Here is a 4,414-nt window from a genome sequence, read left to right as displayed (position 1 = left end):
AGGCGGTAACATTACATTACTTGGAGACCGGACGGGATTTGTTTTTCTATGACCGGGAAGCAGGCAAGGCGTTTTTCCATGCCACCGCCGATCTGGTAAAGGCCTTCGGAGGCCTGGACCCCTGGCTGGATCAGGCGCGCCAGTTTCTCCGTCAGCGCGGCACCTTTCGGGCGGCGGTGGGTTTCTTCGCGCAGGCCAGTGCGGTACGCCGTGGTTGGGGTGCAGAGGGCGAGGCGTTGTGGTTTGCCTTGGGAGCTGCTTGGATTGACCGGCATGTGGACAGCGCGGCGTCCTATTTCCAGATGCCTGCAGCCATTCTGTTCGGCGATGCGGGAGTTGAGGGGCTGCGGGCGTTGTTGACGCCTGCCGACTCCCTCGCCAATGGGCGTTTGGGGCTGGGGACGTATCTGGACGGCGCCACCAAAGTGCGTGGCATCTGCGGTCTGGCGGGGGTAGCGGAATGGGCGCGGCGCGGCGGTGATGTGTTGGCGGCGGGAAGGGTACGCGGTGAGGCTTGGTTCCGGCTGGAGAGTGATGAGTCGCGCAGCTTTTTGTTGGAGGTCCTGCCGGGCTTTCGTATGGGAACCCACAAGCGGCTCTTCGGGCTCCTGCTCCAGGCCTGGACCGGGCTGCATCTGCCCCTGGAAGAGGGAGAGTGGAGTCTGGAGGGCGGCCGCGCCTTTGTCGAGACCGACGGGCGCAGCCTCTTTGTGCCGGCGGTGATGCCCGACCGCGAGGAGGCTTTGTTGGCCTTCTATCATACGGGCGCGCATCTGGCCTTCGAGAGCTATGAGCAAGACGCCATCCATGCCCTTTTTGCCGAAATCGGCGTGCAGCATCCGCCTTTGGATCCCGACCAGCGGATCACCTGGCGGCCACTGTTCGCCCAGTTTGGCGACGATATGATTCGTTTTCAGCTGATTTTCGATCTCTGTGAAGACTTGCGTGTGGATAGCGCACTGGAGCGGGAGATGCCTGGTTATCTGGCGCGGGTGCTGCGGATATCCCATCAGCGCAGCCGGCCGGAGGGGGCTGCCGGGTGCTACTATCAGGCGGCCATGAACATGCTGGAAGATGCCATGGCCGGAAGATTGCCTGGGGATCTTGCCGTGTTGATGACGGCACAAACCGGTATTGTTGACGCTTTCCGGGCAGCGCTCACCCTCTATGCGGCGACGGATTTGCCACCGATCTCCCTGCCTGAGCGCGCCCGCGCCTATCTGCCCGGTCATTCGCCCAATGCGGCACGACCGGTGTATCCGCGCCAGAAGCGCGATACGGATGTTCCGGAGATGGATGGCAGCGGTGAGCTGGGTGCCGCTGGTCATGAGGAAAAGCCGCGAGAGGCCCCGCAACAGGCAGAAGGCAATGATCCGGATATGGATATTTCCCCTGAGGATATCCAGGGGACCGGTGGGCGGGTTGGGGTCGGTATTCCCATGCCTGCCAAGGTCATGGGCAGTGGTCGCGGGGTACAAGGGCCTGAAGGCGGCTGGCCTTATCGCGAATGGGATTACCGTCAGCAGAGCTATAAAGAGAACTGGGCGCGGGTGCATGAGCGTCCCCTGCGTGAACGCGATGAGACCAAGGCTATCGCCATTGCCGCCGAATATGACGGCACGTTAAGGCGTCTGAAGTGGGCCTTGCAGGCACAGAAGCCGACGCGGATGGCGCCGCGCCGTCGCCAGTACGAGGGTGACGAACCTGATTTGGAGGCGGCGGTGCAGTTTGTGGTGGAGCGGCGCGCCGGGCGTTCGCCCAAAGCCGGTATCTACCTGCAACGGCGACCGCAACAGCGAGATACTTCGGTACTGCTGCTCGCCGATCTGTCCACCTCCATTATGGCGGAGGCTGGAGATTCCGGTGTGCGGGTGGTGGATCGCTTGCGCGCGGCAATGCTGCTCTTTGGTGAGGCACTGATGGAAGTGGGTGATCCTTTTGCCCTTTACGGATTCGCCAGCAAGTATCACGACGAGGTCTTGCTTTACCCCATCAAGCGATTCACCGACAAATTTGATGCGCGCGCGCGGGCCTTGCTCGGCGGCCTGTCTGGGCGGCTGGCGACGCGCATGGGTGCCGCCATCCGCCATAGCTCGCGGCTCATGCTGCGCAGTCCGGCGCAGCGACGTTTGCTCCTGATTCTGTCGGATGGTCGTCCGGCCGATTATGACGATGGCGGTGACTCCCGCTATTTGCAGGAAGATACGCGCATGGCGGTGAAAGAAGCGCAGGACTTGGGTATCCACGCCTTTTGCATCAGTCTCGACCCGCGTGGTGGCGAATATCTGCCGCTGGTCTTCGGGTCGGGGCACTATCTCGTGTTGCCCCATATCGACAGCCTGCCGACGCGTCTGCCGGAGATTTATCTGCGCCTGCGGGGCCACAGCGCATGACGGGTGAGGCGCAGACGGTTGCCAGCAGAGTGAACGAGCGGGAGATGCTGCGCCCGCAAAGCGTCGCGACCCGTCGGGCGGTCTTCGTCGGGGCGGCGCGTTACCGGCGGGCGAGTTATGGGAGTAACCATCCCCTGGCGATTCCGCGGGTGTCCCTGACCCTGGACCTCATCAATAGCTATGGGGCCATGGCGCCGGAAGAATACCGACAGGGCCGCCCGGCCAGCCATCGGGAGCTTTTTGGCTTCCATACCAAAGATTACATACAGGCCTTTGAGCGTGCCCAGTTTCGCGGTGGCGTGGAGGACAGCGATCGTCGGCGCCATCAGCTGGGTACGCTGGAGAATCCTTATTTCCCCGGTTTTTTCGATACCGCCTCCCTGGCTACTGGTTCCGGCGTGCTCGCGGCGGAAGCCGTGCTGGAAGGCGTAACCGCCTTCAGCCCCGCGGGTGGAATGCACCATGCCGCACCGGGTCAGGCCCGCGGCTTTTGCTATTTCAACGATCCTGTGTTGGCCATCCAGCGTTTGCGTCGTGCCGGTTTGCGGGTGCTGTACTGGGATATGGATGCCCACCACGGTGATGGGGTGGAGGCGGCCTTTGCGGAAGACCCCGACACGCTGACGGTCTCCCTGCACATGGATACGGATTATGCCTATCCCTATCAGGGCGGGAGACTCACCGACTGGCCGGGATTGGCAGTTAATCTGCCGTTGCCCAAAGAAGTGAATGACAGTGAGTATGCTCTGGCTTTTGCGGCGTTGTGGCCCCGTCTTTTGCAGCACTTCGACCCAGATGTCGTCGTTTTGCAGGCGGGCACCGATATCCTCGCACCCGATCCCTTGAGCAAGTTCCGGGTTTCCAACGGCCTATTCTGGCAGGTCGTACGCCAGATTGTGGCGGAAAGTCCGCGTCTGCTGGTGTTGGGCGGGGGTGGTTATCATCCCATTGCCCTGGCGCGTTGCTGGACCGGCCTTTGGGCGATATTAACGGGGCGTTCGTTGCCCGCGGAATTGCCCGCTACCGGGCAAACGCTGCTCAAGGCGGTCGAATGGGAACTGGACGATGCAGACGCACCGGGCTATGGTCAACAGTTCCTGGCATTGCAAGATACACCCCGGCCCGGCCCGGTGCGTGCCGAGTTGCGCGAACGCCTGGATTTTTTGCTGCACCATCATCCCCTCTTTGCCAACAGGAGTAGCGCCGCGTGAATGCTGCGGAAAATGGATTGATTCCGGGGGTCGCCAGTAGTGCCGGTACCAAGGCCTATGTGGGGCGCTTCGCTGGAATCCTCGCTGACGAACACTTCAGTGACTTTTTAAACACCCGCATCAAACTGTCCTCTCTGGGCGTTGGCACCTTCCCCGGCGCCGTGGATGACGTGACGGATGTCGCCGTCGCGGCGATTGTGGCGCAGGCCTTGCAGTCGGGCATCAACGTTATCGACACCGGGGCCAACTATCGTTTCGGGCGGGCTGGTCGGGCGGTCGGGGTGGGAATTGCCAAGGCGATGGCGGCCGGTATTCAGCGAGAGGAATTTTTTGTGGTCGGGAAGGGCGGTTTTTTGACCTTCGCCGACGGACGCCCCGAAGATCCGCTAACCTTTTTTCGGGAAAAAGTGGTGGTCAAGGGGCTGGGTAAGGAGGCAGACCTTGCTCAGGGCGTCCATTGCCTGAGCCCCGAATATATCGCTTGGCAATTGGATACCCTGCGTACGCAGATGGGGCTGGAGACTCTGGATGTCTACCTGATCGATCAGCCGGAGGTACATATCCCGGTGATCGGCAAGGGACCGATGTACGATAAGCTGATCGACGTGTTCACCATGCTTGAAGCGGCGGTGCAAGCCAACAAGATTCGCTATTATGGCATTTCCACTTTCAATGCCTGCCGGGTAGCGACGGATGATACCCTGTTCCAGTCCCTGACCAGTCTTATCGGGCTGGCTGAAAAAGCTGCAGGGCAAGGCAACCGCCACCACCTGAGGGTGGTACAGTTACCCTTTAATGCCTTGATGCCGG

3 protein-coding genes are annotated in these 4,414 nt (G+C 61.4%); all 3 read left to right on the top strand.

Annotation, left to right across the window (positions count from 1 at the left end; all coding sequences use genetic code 11):
- On the top strand, positions 1 to 2,393 hold a 2,393-nt coding region (locus HF921_RS10970; protein WP_215893808.1), incomplete at its 5' end, for a nitric oxide reductase activation protein NorD.
- Positions 2,390 to 3,604, top strand: coding sequence for an acetoin utilization protein AcuC (locus tag HF921_RS10965; protein ID WP_226834506.1), 1,215 nt, complete (start codon positions 2,390 to 2,392; stop codon positions 3,602 to 3,604). The genes HF921_RS10970 and HF921_RS10965, both read left to right, overlap by 4 nt.
- Positions 3,601 to 4,414: aldo/keto reductase (locus tag HF921_RS10960; RefSeq protein WP_215893807.1), on the top strand; the 814-nt coding region annotated here is incomplete at its 3' end. The genes HF921_RS10965 and HF921_RS10960, both read left to right, overlap by 4 nt.

Origin of the sequence: Acidithiobacillus ferriphilus (assembly GCF_018854775.1) — a bacterium.
Taxonomy (GTDB): Bacteria; Pseudomonadota; Gammaproteobacteria; order Acidithiobacillales; family Acidithiobacillaceae; genus Acidithiobacillus; species Acidithiobacillus ferriphilus.
This window is presented reverse-complemented; position numbering and strand designations above follow the sequence as displayed.